The sequence below is a fragment of the Allotamlana fucoidanivorans genome (assembly GCF_006265225.1).
Taxonomy (GTDB): domain Bacteria; phylum Bacteroidota; class Bacteroidia; order Flavobacteriales; family Flavobacteriaceae; genus Allotamlana; species Allotamlana fucoidanivorans.
In genome coordinates this window covers 1-15,015 of sequence record NZ_VDCS01000023.1, presented here as the reverse complement: position 1 = coordinate 15,015, position 15,015 = coordinate 1, and the positions used below count along the sequence as shown (strand labels likewise).

General features: G+C 34.3%; 11 protein-coding genes and 1 tRNA gene. 1 reads left to right on the top strand and 11 read right to left on the bottom strand.

Annotation, left to right across the window (positions count from 1 at the left end; translation table 11 throughout):
- The 8 genes from FGF67_RS16290 to FGF67_RS16255 all read right to left on the bottom strand — a co-directional run.
- Positions 1-116 (bottom strand): FAD-dependent oxidoreductase (locus FGF67_RS16290; protein ID WP_158293166.1); only part of this gene is annotated, 116 nt, incomplete at its 3' end.
- A gap of 147 nt (positions 117-263) precedes the next feature.
- The gene (locus tag FGF67_RS16285; protein ID WP_139698825.1) at positions 264-2,393 is read right to left on the bottom strand and encodes a peptidylprolyl isomerase; all 2,130 of its coding nucleotides are present in this window, start codon (positions 2,391-2,393) and stop codon (positions 264-266) included.
- Between the two features lie 133 nt (positions 2,394-2,526).
- Positions 2,527-3,816, bottom strand: a complete 1,290-nt coding sequence (locus FGF67_RS16280) for a hemolysin family protein (RefSeq protein ID WP_139698824.1) — start codon at positions 3,814-3,816, stop codon at positions 2,527-2,529.
- The gene (locus FGF67_RS16275) at positions 3,817-4,011 is read right to left on the bottom strand and encodes a hypothetical protein (protein ID WP_139698823.1); all 195 of its coding nucleotides are present in this window, start codon (positions 4,009-4,011) and stop codon (positions 3,817-3,819) included.
- A 66-nt stretch (positions 4,012-4,077) separates the two neighbouring features.
- Entirely contained in the window at positions 4,078-4,635 is a 558-nt protein-coding gene (lptC, locus tag FGF67_RS16270; RefSeq protein ID WP_139698822.1) for an LPS export ABC transporter periplasmic protein LptC, read from the bottom strand.
- Positions 4,635-6,014: a hypothetical protein gene (locus tag FGF67_RS16265; protein WP_139698821.1), complete on the bottom strand. Its 1,380-nt coding sequence runs from the start codon at positions 6,012-6,014 to the stop codon at positions 4,635-4,637. Before FGF67_RS16265 ends, lptC begins: the two co-directional genes overlap by 1 nt.
- Before the next feature lie 18 nt (positions 6,015-6,032).
- Positions 6,033-7,343: a hypothetical protein gene (locus FGF67_RS16260; protein WP_139698820.1), complete on the bottom strand. Its 1,311-nt coding sequence runs from the start codon at positions 7,341-7,343 to the stop codon at positions 6,033-6,035.
- A complete protein-coding gene (locus FGF67_RS16255; RefSeq protein WP_139698819.1) occupies positions 7,340-8,071 on the bottom strand; it encodes a type III pantothenate kinase in 732 nt (243 codons plus the stop codon). Before FGF67_RS16255 ends, FGF67_RS16260 begins: the two co-directional genes overlap by 4 nt.
- 183 nt (positions 8,072-8,254) lie before the next feature.
- Here FGF67_RS16255 and FGF67_RS16250 point away from each other — a divergent pair.
- Positions 8,255-8,327: transfer RNA gene (locus tag FGF67_RS16250), tRNA-Phe, on the top strand.
- A gap of 767 nt (positions 8,328-9,094) precedes the next feature.
- Here FGF67_RS16250 and FGF67_RS16245 read toward each other — a convergent pair.
- The 3 genes from FGF67_RS16245 to FGF67_RS16235 are packed head-to-tail and all read right to left on the bottom strand — an operon-like array spanning position 9,095 to position 14,723.
- The gene (locus FGF67_RS16245) at positions 9,095-10,444 is read right to left on the bottom strand and encodes an efflux transporter outer membrane subunit (RefSeq protein WP_139698818.1); all 1,350 of its coding nucleotides are present in this window, start codon (positions 10,442-10,444) and stop codon (positions 9,095-9,097) included.
- Entirely contained in the window at positions 10,444-13,554 is a 3,111-nt protein-coding gene (locus FGF67_RS16240; RefSeq protein WP_139698817.1) for an efflux RND transporter permease subunit, read from the bottom strand. The genes FGF67_RS16245 and FGF67_RS16240 overlap by 1 nt, the downstream gene beginning before the upstream one ends.
- Entirely contained in the window at positions 13,551-14,723 is a 1,173-nt protein-coding gene (locus FGF67_RS16235; RefSeq protein ID WP_158293242.1) for an efflux RND transporter periplasmic adaptor subunit, read from the bottom strand. The genes FGF67_RS16240 and FGF67_RS16235 overlap by 4 nt, the downstream gene beginning before the upstream one ends.
- Positions 14,724-15,015 lie beyond the last annotated feature (292 nt).

Below are 15,015 nucleotides of genomic sequence, written 5' to 3'. Positions count from 1 at the left end.
GTCCCTTGATACAATACGGGATTCATATTAGCTCTTGCTGCATAGATTGCCGCTGTATATCCTGCTGGACCTGACCCTATAATTAAGCATTTTACGCGTTCTATTGTTTCTGACATATCTTATTTATTTAACTATACAAAAGTAGGTTTTTTGATAGAAAACTTACAGCTAAGTTATCAACAGTTATTATCTTAAAATAACATTAACCGATACAAAAAAACCTCGCTATAACGAGGTTTTTTTGTACTTATTTAATTTTGTTGTTATTGCACTTGCGATTTTGCTCTATTATCTTCAATCTCTGCAGCATTTTTTAAAGCATTGTACAACTTAGTATTTACAACATTAGACTTTTGTTGCTCTACGCGGTTGGCTGCGGCCTGATAATTATCTAACTCAACAGCAGGCGTTACTTTGGTTACTTGAATCATATACATACCTCTATCGCCTTCAATCAATTCAGAAGTTTCTCCTGCTTCAAGACCAAATGCAGAACCAACTACCAAAGGTTCTCTACCAGCTCCAGAAATAGTAGGGCTCTTCATGTTAATTCCTGTAGCTGTTTTTACCGTTGTATTTTCAGCAGCAGCCAAATCTTCTAATGTGCTAGCAGAAACGCGATCTTTAATTATTTCGGCTTTCTTTTGTTTTCTAACTATTGGTAATACGCTAGCGGTAGCATCTTCAACTGACATTAAGCCTTTTTCATGTTTTGCTACTAATTGCGCAATAACATACCCTCCTGGCACATTAAAACGTTTAATATCGCCTATTGCAACATCTTCTTCAAAAGCCCATCTTACAATTGGTCTTTGGTTGCCTACGCCTGGTATATTTTCATCAAGTACTTTTATACCATTTACAGGTCTTACTGCAAAGCCACTCTCTTTAGATAAATTTTCAAAATCACCTTTACCTGCATTAATTTCAAAACTTGAAGCTTCTCTAAACACTTTATCTGTAGTAGATTCAGAGGGTTCAATGCGTCTAGCAATAGTTCCTACTTGAACTGCTTTCTTCTTATCTTTTTGACCTTCAATCTCAATAATATGAAATCCGAACACTGTTTTTACAACACCTAAATCACCCGTTTTGCCTTCAAATTCAAAATCGTTGAATTCAGGAACCATTGTATTATATGGATGCCAGTCATATCTTCCTTCTCTCGCTACACTTCCTTGATCAGATGAAAATTCTTTAACAAACTCAGGAAATTTAGAACGGTTAGATTTCAAAATACTTAAAAGGCTATCAGCAGTTTTCTTAGCCTCTGCTTCTGTTTGAGTCACATTGGCTGCAGCACTTTGAGATCCGATATACGGAATTAAAATATGTCTTACTTTGGCTGAATCTGGAATTTGTTTAACCGCTACTACTTTTGACACTTTAAAATACCCATCGTGTTTATAAGGCCCAAATACTTCACCTTCATTCAAATTATAAATATCATCAGCAAACTCAGTTGGTAGACTTGCTTTAAATACAAAACGATCATTAAATTTTATATCTGATGCTGCAATAGAATTAATATACTCTTCATTATTTTTAACTTTAGAAAACGCAATGATAGTATCTTTTCTTCCTGTTTCATCCACCAATCGGCCATCAATATACGTTTGAAGTTCTGCCGTTATTGCATTTTCATCTTCAACAGATGCCTTTTCTTCAAACTCTACAAAACGAATATCTCTAGAAGCTTCAACTTCAAATTGTTTTTTATGGTCTTTGATATAATCTGAAATATCAGATTTTGATACTTGAACCGTACTATCTGGAATCGAAACATATGGGATCTGAACATATTTAATATCTACTTTATTTCCTTCATATTTATGTTCTAATTCACCCTCAGCTAAAGTACCTGTTAAGCCTGCCTTTACCATATTAAAATAGTTTTGCGTTAAGGCATTTGAAGCTAACTGCTCTTCATAACTTACCCAATTTTGATAGGCTGCTGGCGAGGTTTCTTTTAAGTTTATAATGTATTCATTTAGTTTATTCTCATCAAACAAACCTGCTTCATTTAAAAACTCAGGACTTGTAGCCAAGGCTGTTTTAAGCAAATCACGCATTTGATCTTTCTCAACTGTAATGCCTAACTCTTCAAATTGAGTTTCCATAACGGCTTGTCTCACCTCCTCTTCCCAAACTCTATTCATAACTTGCGTACTAGTAGCATTAGGACCTGCTTGTCTTTGAGCTATTTCAACCTTTTGCAAAAATTCTTCTCTAGAAATATCTTTACCGTTGATGGTAGCTACTATGTTTTGTGATTTTGCAGTAAGCGCATCACTGTTTTTAAACAAATCGGCTAAAACAAAAGAAAATAATGCTAAAGCGATTATTAATATTAAGAATAGTGATCGTTGTCTTATCTTATTTAAAACTGCCATTTGTAAATTAAATTTTTTAATTAATCCTCAGGGATTTACCTGTTTAAGTTAGAGCCAATTACAGCAAACTGACCAAAATATCGTGCGCGAAAATACCATTTTCCTTTAAATAATAAAAGGAGAAGTTTGTATTTTAATCTTCTTTAATTACTTTAAGTTCTACTAGATCGATTTTAGTATTTGACACCTCTATTATGGTAAACTGAAAGTTATCAATTTTCACCACATCATTTTGCGTAGGAATCTCTTCTGTATGATTAACTATCAAGCCTCCAAGTGTTTCGTAATTCTCGCTTTCTGGTAAGTTAATTTTATAGGTTTCGTTTATATAATCCACTTCTAGTCTGGCCGAAAACTTAAACGTTTCTATCCCAAGAACCTCTTCGGTTAAATCTACAGAATCATGTTCATCTTCAATTTCTCCAAAAAGTTCCTCAACAATATCTTCAACAGTCATGATACCCGAAGTCCCCCCGTATTCATCTAAAACCACCGCAATACTTCTTCGTTTTTTTGTAAGCACACTAAGTACGTCTTTTATAAGTACGGTTTCAGGAACAAACTCCACTGGAGTTATCATGGCTTTAATAGTTTTTGCTTTTTTAAATAATTCAAAAGAATGTACATAGCCTAAAATATCATCAATAGTGTCTTTATAGACCAATATTTTAGTGCGACCTGTTTCCGTAAAAAGGGCATTTAAATCTTTAATAGAATCATTAATATCAACCGCAATAATTTCCGTTCTAGGAACCATCACTTCTCGCGCTTTAACCTCAGAAAACTCTAAGGCATTTTGAAAAATTTGAATCTCGCTATCTACTTCTTCATCGGCTTCAACAGATTCCATTTGTTCACTAATATAGTTTCCCAATTCTACTTTTGTAAATGCCATTTGAATTTGGTCGCCTTCGGTTTTAAAAAACACTTTTAGAATAAAATCTGAAATCCAAATTATAAAATCTGAAATCAGCGAAAACAACACATAAAACAAATACGCTGGAACAGCTAATATCTTAATAAGACTGTTGGCGTAAATTTGAAAAAATACTTTTGGCAAAAACTCGGCTGTAATTAGAATAACGAACGTTGAAATAATGGTTTGAGACAGCAAACTTAAGTCCGTAAATAGATAATCTAGAAAACTGTACGAGGTAGGTAATAAGGTTTGAAACCACTTAACTAAAAGGTCTCCCATAAAAAATCCATAAATTACCAATGCAATATTATTACCAATTAACATGGTAGTAATAAATTTAGACGGTTTTGCTGTAAGCTTGGTTAAGACCTTAGCCAATAAATCGTCCTGCTTTTTTTCAATTTCAATATGAATTTTATTTGAAGACACATATGCAATCTCCATTCCTGAAAAAAAAGCTGAAAGAATTAACGATGCAATTATAATAATTACATATAAAGTCATTTATTTAGAATTGGTTCTATTATCAAATTTCTTTCTAAATTTTCTTCGGAAGAAAAACATAAAGATAGCTAAAACTGCAAAACCAAAGGAAATGTAAGCACCGTTAGTACCATTGCCTAATTTTGTAATGCCATCGTATAAAAATAAGACAGCAAAAGCCAAATAAGCGTATAGAAAAATCTTAGAATACTTCATTGAAAACATATTGTATAGGGCTGTAAAGATACTCAATTTAGGAACGTTCTTTTTTGAAAAACTAAATTATTCTTCTAAAGTGATGATTCCCGTAACCTCTAAAACTTCGGCATTGGTGAAATCTGCGTTAGAATCAAAACCGTTTCCATTTATAATATCTTGTTCTGTTTTAAATGAAACAGGTTCATTGGTAAACAGCCAGCCTTTGGTTTGGTCATAAAACAGCTGTTCTGTTTTAAGAACATTATTATCATGAGTTGTAATAACCACATTGCCTCGCATATCTATTAATTGACTTTCATCATACACCAAAGCATAATCTGCAACTACGGTACTTTTTTTGTTTTCTTTATCAAAAACATATAAGGTTACACCATCAACAAATTCCCTAAAAGGAAAATCTCTGTTGGTATAATCAAGAGCTTTAGTGCTCAATAAATTGGCCTCTACCCTACCAGAATCTGTATACTTTAAATTTAAATTGAAATCTATACCAATAGGTTCATTATCAGATATGCCAATTTTTTGAACCTGTTGTATACTATTATTGCATGAAAACAACATAGTCACAACAATTGCTGTGACTATGTTTAAGATATTATAATAGTTTTTTTGTGGTTTCATTAAATATTTGGCACCTTCACCGATGCACCAATCCAACATCCAATGTTAATAGTTTCACCTGCGCGCCCAGAGCTAAATACCTCACCTTTACTTGGCGCTTTAGCTTTATAGTTTGCAACCGACTTAGCAGCAGCACTTTTTAAAGTAGCATCTACTCTTGCGGCTTTTTGAGCTTCTTCAGCAGCTAACCAATATACAGCTCTTTTATCAAAGTTAGTTTCACCACAATTATTAGCACTAGCAGCATACATAGCAGCAATAGCAATATATGGTCTACCGTTTGAAGGGTTAAGTTTCAAGGCCTGTCTGTAATAGTTTCTTGCACTACCATAGCTTCCTTTTGCTTTTAGCTTTGTAGCTATTCTGTAATACAATTTAGATTTTTTGAAATCATCAGTTTCAAGGCTGATAGCTTGCTCAAAGAATTTAATAGCCTCAGTGGTTTTGTTTTCTTTGTCTTTTAATAACCCTAAGTAATAGGCTGAATTAGCAGAAGGGCTTAATTCATGATACGCATTTACTAACTTGAAGAATAAAGGATCACCAGTACAATCCTTTTCAGACATTTTCCCTGCCGCTCTTTGTAACCAAACCGCATTGGTTTTATTGGCTTCAAAATCTCTTTGATATAATGGTATTAAGTTTTCGCAATTTGCTCTATCCCCTAATTTTTGATCTATACTTCCAGATATTTGATCATAGGCTTTTAAATAGCTCTCATAATATTTTTTGTATTTCTCTTCTTTCTTAGTGATAGCAGTTCCCGCTTCTTCTTTTTCAATTATTTTATTTAATTTTTCAGAATACTCTTTTTGCTCTTCTTCAACTTTTTCAAAAATATCATCATATTTATTAAACAAGTCACTCGCTGGTTTTTTTCCTGCATCAAACAAATCAACCATTAGAGAGAAATATGTGTATAAACTTTTTGGGTTTGTAAACGTCTTTTTATCTAACTTATAAGCGGCATCAAAACATTCATACAACTCCTCATTGGTTTTATTTAACTCTTTTCTATAGTCATACATCAATTGACAAGCTTTTGCTGCATACTCCCCTTTTGGTGTTTTACTAGCAAAATGCTCTCCTCTTTGCTCCCATAACTTTACAAGATCATTTATAAACGCCACCTTTTCTGCGCCTGTTGATTGTTCAATTTTATGATCTAATATTTTTTCTCCATCTACATAAATAGCATTGTTAAATTTTGGACACTTATTTCTTACAGCCATCCAAGGCTCATAAGCTGCATCATAATTTTTTGCCTTTACATATTCATGGAATATAGAAAGTTTTGTAATACATTCTTCATCTTGCTGTGCAAAGCCAAAACTTAATCCTATAAACAATAAAAAAAGTGATGTAATTTTTGTTTTCATGATAATAATTTTCTTCTGTTAATCATATTTCCTTTTGTTGAACCATCTATCGTTCAAAGATAGACTTAATTGGAAATTAATAAAATTCTCTTGTATTAAATTGCTCTTTTTTGTGCCTCTTTTACCAATTTCTATACCAATATTTGCATTTGATAACAATCTTGAATCGCCAACAGGTAATCCTACTCCAAAAGACATGCCAAACTCATTTATAGATTCGTCATTAATTACCAAACCTGTTTTTTCCATTCTTAAACCTGCCCTATACACACCGCGCTTTAAAAAACTGTTAAAAGAATTATATTGCGGAATAAAAAACCCACCAATAGATAGTACAGAACCATCTTCATAGGCTGTATCAATGCTATCATATAAAGGATTAGAAAAATCGCTCGTTTTTTGTGTGGTATATTCTGCACCCAAGAACCAACTTCTCTGCTGCCCTATCCCTATACCAAATGACGTTTTTGCAGGTAAAACCAAATCTGTTTCCAACAAACCTAAAGCCTCTAAATCTACATTCACGGTATTAATAGCAAACTCTTGCCCCGTATTTGAATTAACGGTTATGGTTGAAAATGACCTTTCATTTTTAGAAGCTATACTACTTTCTGGGGTATAAGTAACACCTGTAACCAACTCTAGCTTATCTGTTACCATCGCTTTATATGACAAACCAATATTCAAACTCAAACCACTTAAATCTGATCTATTATTTTCACGAGACTGAAACTGTACTGGGACACCATTATCATACTGAAAAGCGACTATATTATTTTTTACATTTCCGAAGTTATAATTTAAATCGGCTCCAATTGACAATCCTTTTGCTATTAAATAACCTGCTCCAAAATACACACGATTAAGTCCTCCTTCTCCTGTAAACTTGTTTTCAGGGTTACCATCACCATTTAAAGACTCCAGTTTATACCCCACTGAAGTGTAGGGTAAAATACCAAACCCGAAACCTAACTTACCTACTGGAATGGACAGCGCCACATAACTTAACGAAGTGGCTGAAGCCCTCCCTTTACTGGTTTCACTTTCTAAGCTAGTGCTCTGGTAACCACCACCAACAGCAAATTTTACCGGTCTACTTTCATCTCCCCAAATAGCCAAATTCTCTCCAGCATACGACGCTGGATTTTTAAGGTTAACATGTATACTATCGGTATAAATACTCAAACCTCCCATGGATCTGTTTTCAACTGTACCCTTAAAGTTTAAAGTACCAATACCATAAAAAGAATAAGGAGATGCGGTGGCCTGTTGACTATAACTCTGAATTGCAAAAAAAGCAATAAAAACTAATACCAGTTTTTTGATCATTCGTTTGAATTAATTTGTAAAATATAGTTCAATCCCTCTAAAAGAAAATTAGAATGGGCAAATATGCTACTTTTTAATTGTTTAGACAAAAATTTAGCATCGCCTCCTGTTAAAATAACTGTTAAATCTGAATATTTATCTTGATATTGAGCTATTGCGCCTTCTATTTCATTAATAACACCAAAAACAACTCCTGAATGCATACATTCTGTTGTGGAATTTCCTGTAATGCTCTGGGGCATTGACAACTTTAATAACGGTAAATTTGCGGTTAAATTATTTAAGCTTTTGTATCTCATCATTAAGCCTGGTGCTATGGCGCCTCCCAAGTATTGTTTTTGACTATTTACAAAATCATAAGTAATACAAGTACCTGCATCAATGATGAGTGTATTATTATTGGGATATAAATTTATTGCAGCACTTACAAGGGCAATTCTATCAACCCCGAGTGTCTTAGGCGTTTTATATTGATTATGAAAAGGTAATAGGGTATCAACACCCAAAATTAATGTATCAAATTCACCTTGAATGGATGCTATTTGATACTGATTCAATTGACCAACGGAAGAAATGATAGCTTTATTAAGATTTGAATATCTTGCTTTTAACACAGAAATTGCCTCTAAAACAGCTTTTAAACGAATGACCTCTCGATATTGAATCTCATCACTTTTAAAAACGGCCAATTTCACAAAAGAATTTCCTACATCAATAACTAAATTCATTCCAGCTTATAAAAGCCGTAAATTTACTAAAACTGACTCATATAAATTCACCTAAAACGGTATAATTCTAGTAGCTAAACAATTAGCGAAATTCTTAAAAAATATTATAAAAAAACTAAAATTTTTAGAAATTTATTTTGGCTAATAACAAATTTGAACATATATTTGCAACCGCTTTAGCGAGGTACCTTAGCTCAGTTGGTAGAGCAAAGGACTGAAAATCCTTGTGTCCCTGGTTCGATTCCTGGAGGTACCACTTAAATTAACCCTTATTTGTTTGAAAATCAAACTTTTAAGGGTTTTTTGTTTCTTTAAAGGGACAACATTCGGGACAACATCGAATAATTTGCTTCAAAATTAACGTACTTATGTCGACTTCCCCTAAATAGAACTGTTAGTTTTTCCAAAACCAATTGAATAATTATAGGGAGAGTTGTGACTGCGATTATACCTAAAGTATTCCATATAGCCTTTATACCTATAGGCAAAGTAGGGATACCTGATATTTTACTATTTATTTCAAGTAGTGAATTGTATTTACTGGTATCAATTACCTTATCCATTTTGGCTTTATTAAGCAATCCATCAATCTCTATTTGTAATAACTGTGCAATTTCATCTTTAAGGTCTCTTTTCTGATGTTGAATTTTGTTTCTAATTGGATATATGCCAATAAAATTGGACTTACTATATTAGACTGGACATTATGTTATTTCATAAAGTTGCCATAATGGATTCTTAACGTAAGTCTCAAAAATTTCTTTTTATTTTCTCACCTTTATACAACAACTTAAGACGTTAGAAAACAAATAAGCAAAACCAACCGATTACCCCTATTACTTACAGTGTTTAATCCAAATTATCCAAGTGCTACATTAGCAACTAAGTAAAAATACATCATCCATCTTCTAAACGCCTCCTTGCAGTGTTGTTGTAGATTCTTCGAATTCAAGAGGTACTACAAAAAATCCAAAAACAGTAATGTTTATGTGATTTTTTGTTTTTATAGCTTTTTGAAATTACTTACCAACCGCCTCCTAAAGCTTTATACAATTGAGTATAAGCTATTTTTTCATCTCTTATTGCATTATTTAAACGCAATTCTGCATCAAACAATACCCGTTGGGCATCTAACACATCAATATAATTTACAACACCATTGATATGTTGTAATTCTGCCAATTCTAAATAACCTCGTGCCAACTCCTCTAGGTATTCAAGAGAGCTCCTAACTTTCTTAAATTTCTTAATGGCTCCCAAAGCATTACTGGTTTCTTCAAAACTTTTAAAAACCACCTGATCATAAGCCAATATCTTTTGTTTTAAAACCGCTTGCGCTGCTTTCTGTCTTGCTTTGTATGCCCCGGCATTAAAAATAGGATTAAACAATTGAGCCGATAAATAACGATAAGGACTACTGAATAAATTTGATAAATCAGAACTTTTTACCCCAGCCTCTGCTGTTAAACTTATTTTAGGAAACATATTGGTTAATGCTACACCTACCTCTGCATTTGCAGCAATGACTTCCTGTTCAGCTTGTCTTATATCAGGTCGCTTTATTAATAGTTCCGACGGCAGCCCCATAGGAATTGTATCTGGAACTTTATATTGCTTTAATGACGTAGCCACGATAGAATCTTCAGGAAACTTCCCCATTAACGTTGCTAATCTATTATGACTTGACATGATTTTAAACTTGACGTCAGGAATTAACGTAAGTGTATTGGCCAATTGAGATTCTGCCTGCCTATAAGGTGTCTCTGAGGTAAGACCACCCAAATAGCGAAGTTTAGCCAAACGCACACCTTCTTCTCGTGCTTTTTGCGTTCGGTAAACAATTTCTAACTCTGTTTTATAAGCTGTTAACTCAAAATACGTATTAGCCACGTCTACAATTAAAGATTGTAATACGGCACTTTTAGCTTCTTCTGTAGCTAAATAATCAGCTAAAGCAGCATCTCTTTGCCACCTAATTCGTCCCCAAAGATCGAGTTCCCATGACAACCCAACAAATAATTCAGTATCGTTAGATGCATCTTCGCTTTTAACTTTTTCAGAGTCTGTTTCTCCATTTAAGCTAATGGCTGGATATAAGTCGCTTTTTGCAATTCTATTATTTTGACGAAATTCCTCCACCCGAGCAATAGCAATTTGTAAATTTCTATTATTGGCTATGGCTTCTTTAATATAGCCTTCTAAAATAGTATCGTTGAAGATTTTCCACCATTCTTTATTCGCTAAGTTTGTAGAATCTAAAGTATGTTCTGCAAACTTATCGGGCATATTTATTTGTGAGCCTTCATATTTATGGCCTATTTTACAAGCACCAAAAAACAAAATAACCATTAAATGTATAATATATTTTTTCATTACCCTTCTAGTTGTTCTGTTGATTTATTTTTAGACACATATAGAAAATAAAAGAAAAAAGGTACAGCAACAATCCCTAGCGTAATTGAAAACAACATCCCAAAAAACACACCTGTACCAATAGAATGCCTACTCGCAGCTCCAGGACCAGTAGCTACAACAAGAGGAAACATCCCCAAAATAAAAGCCAAAGAAGTCATTACAATGGGCCTGAAACGCACTTTAGCAGCATATAAAATACCTTCTAACACACCTTTACCTAATTCAAGTTGTTGTTTCGCTACTTCTGCAATTAAAATGGCATTTTTAGTTGACAGACCTATTAAGGTAACTAAGCCAATTTGAAAGTAAATATCATTCTCTAAACCAACCACCCAAATACCTACAACAGCTCCAAAAACAGCCAATGGTAACGACAAAATAACAGATATAGGAATACTCCAACTCTCATATTGCGCGGCTAAAAATAAAAACACAAACAATAAAACTAAAATCATTATGTACCCTATTTGGCCGCCTGCCTTTTTCTCTTGATAAGAGATACCACTCCATTCCATACCAAACCCCTCTGGTAATTTTTCACGTACTAAGTCTTCCAATTTTGTCATGGCTTGCCCAGTACTGTACCCATAAGCTGGTTCACCTCTAACTACCGCAGCAGTAAACATATTAAATCGCTTTATACTTCCAGGTCCTGTTGTATAACTAAAGTCGCCTATGGCGGTAACAGGTACCATACTACCATTATTTGCTCTTACAAAAAACAAATTCAAATTATCCTTATCGCGCCTAAAAGCCTCATCAGCCTGAATATTCACTCTATAAATACGATTAAACATATTAAAGTCATTGACATATAATGCGCCTAAATAAGCTTTCATAGAAGAATATACATCAGCTAGTGGAATACCTTGAAACTGGGCCGCATCCTTATTCACATCAAAATACAATTGCGGAACATCTGCTTGAAGGGACGACGATATGCCTTGTAGTTCCTTACTTTGGTTGGCATAATAAATTAAAGTATCAACTGCTTTGGCTAGTTCTTCAAAAGATGTATCTCCCTTAGCTTGCAATTGCATTTCAAATCCGCCCGAACTTCCTAACCCAGGAATAACTGCGGGTTTTGACAAATAAAACCGTACTTCGGGGTAATAATAAAACTCCTCATTTATTTCTTGCATAATAGCATCTACCGTTCCATCATCGCCATCACGCTCACTCCAATCTTTAAGCATCACGGTTAACGTGGCTCTACCTTGAGACGCCCCTACTCTAGGGCTTGATCCCGTGACATTTTGAACATTTTGAACATTAGGATTTTGAAGGATAAAATCGACCGCTCGTTCAGTGACTTCAGCGGTACGCTGCAACGTTGCTCCTTCAGGTAATTCTAGCTCAACAGTAAATTGCCCCTGGTCTTCTTCAGGAATAAAGGAACTAGGTATAGATTTAAAAAGCACAAAAATGGCAATACAAACCAAACCAAAGGCGATAAAAGTACGTTTCCTTTTCTGAATCAAAACATTTATTTTATTCAAATAATAATTTTGACCAAAATCTAGCCACCTATTTATGGCCTTAAATACTTTGTTTTTTTCTCCTGTTCTTGGCTTTAATAATAGTACACATAAGGCCGGACTGAGCGTAAGAGCCACAAGTGTTGACAATAATACAGAAATAACAATGGTTATAGAAAATTGCCTATATAATTGTCCTGAAATACCACCAAGAAAACTTACGGGTATAAAAACCGCCACCAATACAAGTGAAGTGGCTATCAATGCTCCCGATAACTCTTTCATCGCTATATGTGTGGCTTCTTTAGATGTAATACCGCGTTCTTCCATCAATCGCTCCACACTTTCCACCACCACGATAGCGTCATCAACTACAATTCCAATAGCCAAAATAAGACCTAATAAAGTTAATAGGTTTATTGAAAAACCAAAAGCTAACATGAATGTAAATGTTCCAATAAGAGATATAGGAACTGCTATAATAGGCACCAAAGTTGCCCGAAAGTTTTGAAGAGATAAGAAAACCACAAGCACCACTAAAAACAAGGCCTCAAATAATGTAATATACACTTCCTTTATGGATGCCGAAATATAATTTGTCATATCAAAAGGAATGCTATAACTAATGCCATCGGGGAAATTTTTCTTAATTTCATCCATGGCATCACGCACATTACTCGCTACATCAAGAGCATTGGCTCCTGGTAATAAATAAACGGCTAGAATAGCCGCATTTTTATTGTCGAAACCTGATTCCTGACTATAACTAGAAGCTTCTAATTCCACTCGAGCAACATCCCGTAACCTTATGATGGCTCCATTTGATTTGGCTCTAACAATCACATTTTCAAATTCTTCAACTTTTTCTAATCGTCCCGAGGTAATTAATGGCACGGTAATATCTGTAGAGGTAATCGGTTGCAGACCTAATTCTCCTGCAGCTGATTCTCTATTTTGATCTAAAATAGCATCTCTAACATCGTTAACCGTAAGCCCAAATCCGGCCATGGCATCAGGATATAACCAAACACGCATGGAGTAGTACCTACTCCCAATATTTGAGACTCTCCCTACTCCAGGAACTCTACGTAACACATCTAGTATATTAATGGTAGCATAGTTACTCAAATATATCTCATCAAATTTTTCATCGCTAGAGGTTAATGACAAGGTCAATAATTGTGATGCCGCCTGCCGTTCTATTTTAATACCATTTTGTATAACCTCGGCTGGTAATCTCGATTCGGCCAATTTCACCCTATTCTGAATATCTACCGCGGCAATCTCAGGATCTGTTCCTACATCAAAGGTCACATTAATGGTTAATGACCCCGAATTAGAACTCGTAGATTCCATGTAAATCATACCAGGCGTTCCATTTAATTCTTGCTCTATCGGTGTGGCAATGGCTTGTGCAACCGTTACCGACCCAGCTCCTGGATAACTGGCGGTTACCTTTACTAAGGGTGGTGTTATTTGTGGGTATTGCTCAATAGGCAATATTACTATGGAAATAGCACCTAACAGTACAATTAAAATTGAAATAACGATGGATAATATAGGGCGGTCAATAAAAACTCCTAATCTCATAAATTTTCTGACTTTTTATTTTGATTATTCCAAATGGAGTCATTTTCTTTTGTTGGAATTACTTTAAGTCCTGCCTGCACTTTATGTTGACCTTCAACAATAATTTGTTCATCGGCAAATAGCCCTCTTGCTACAACAACTCTTTTTTCTAATTTTTCTCCCGTTTGAATAAAACGTTTTTCTACAGTTTTATCATGCCGTAAAACATAAACAAACTCCCCTCCTTTTTCAATGATAATGGCTTTATTCGGAATTAAAATAGCATTCTCAACCACATTTAGCAACACTTTTACTTTTGTAAATTGACCGGGAAGTAGTTCACTATTAGGATTAGGAATTTCAGCTCTAAGCGCAAATGTTCCTGTTTTGGAATCTACTTGTGGATTAGCAAAATCTACGATCCCCATTATAGGATAGTCTGTTCTATCAGCCCTCGTAATACTAACTGTTGGTTTAAAAATATTTTTAGAATTATCGTTGTCTTCATCTTTTGATTGCGTTAATCCAACGTTACTTGCTTTACTTTTTAAATAGTCAAGCGAGGTCATGTGAAAATGTACAAAAACAGTATCTGTTTGAAATACCGAGGTTAATAATGACGCACCTCCAGAGCCTACTAATGTTCCTATATCTACTTGACGTTCACCAACAAAACCAGCAATGGGTGATTTCACATTAGTAAAACTGAGTTCTAGTAATGCCTGTTCTAAATCTGCCTTATACATTAAAACATTGGCTTCTTCCCGTTCCAAACTGGCTTGGGCATTATCTAAATCTAATTGACTAGCCGCTCGTTGTTCATACAATGGCTTCAAGCGTGCAATATCTCTTTTTGCTTTTGCTGCCGAGGCTTCTGCCTGTTTTACCTGAGCCTTTATTTTATTTACCCGGGCTACATATTGAGTTTCATCAATTTCAAAAAGTATCTCATCTTCATTGACAAACTTACCTTCCTTGAACAACATTTTTTCTAGAAAGCCATCAACCCTTGCTCTAATCTCTACCTTTTTCTTGGCAGCTAATTGCCCCACGTATTCTCCATATATTTTAACATTTTCTCTTACAGGAGTATCTATAGTAACAATAGGATTATGCTCTTTTTCCTCCTTACAGGAAAGACAGACATTTAGAAGTAAAAAAAATAAAGTACATGATAAAATTAATCTCAATAACCGAAATGTATTCATACAATGCGAATTGGTAGTTTATTTGATAGTAGCTCAAATTTGACCTGTATAAAGGACATAATTTGGTTAACTAAGGTATTAAATTTTTACGAAAACCACACAACATTAACCTAAGTTGTCTCTAAGGCCAAAAAAAATATTTTAAAATTTCCAGGATAGCGTAAAGGGTAAGGTATTTGTATGTTGTAAAGTTAAGGGCGTGGTAAAAAAAAATCCTCAATCTAATAAAAGATTGAGGATTAAAAAAGGCGGCGACCTACTCTTCCACAAGTGT